The 538-nt window shown below is 59.5% G+C and carries 1 pseudogene; it reads right to left on the reverse strand.

The window, feature by feature from the left end:
- A pseudogene (locus tag NKH35_RS31970) lies at positions 1 to 538 on the reverse strand (integrase core domain-containing protein); the annotation flags it as partial.

Consider the following 538-nt stretch of genomic DNA (forward strand, 5'->3'; position numbering starts at 1 on the left):
CAGATATGGTCCTCGACCTGTTTGATGCCGACGGTCTGGCCGGCAAAGACGAGGCTGAGGTTGATCTTCTTGCGATTGTAGCAGATGCGGCCGCAGGTGGTGACGGTGACGGCCTTGTCGTGAAACGGATAATCGAGATCCGGCAGGCCGGCAATAGATGCGCGGTGACGGCGTGTAGCGCTCGGCTGGACAGGCCATGTCGAGCGCCTGATGTGGGCGTTCTGAGTTGAACTCATTGATGAAGTCATCGAACCTGGCCTGCTGCTGCAGGAAATTGGCGCCAGCCGGTTTGGTGGTTTCCTTCTTGAGAGTCAGGTGCATGCGCTCATGGCGCCCGTTCTGCTGCGGACAGCCCGGCTGGATGCGCTCGATGTCGATGCCCAGGCGCAGCCACCAGACCGACAGTTTGCTGAGATTGAACAGCGCGTTTGGGCTGGCAAAGGGAACGCCGTTGTCGGTCCTGATGGCGCTGGGCAGGCCGAACTCTTTGAAAACGCTCTCGAACACCGTGAAGGCATAGGCTTCCTTGGTAGTCGAC

Origin of the sequence: Mesorhizobium sp. M1143, assembly GCF_040318435.1 — a bacterium.
Classification (GTDB): domain Bacteria; phylum Pseudomonadota; class Alphaproteobacteria; order Rhizobiales; family Rhizobiaceae; genus Mesorhizobium.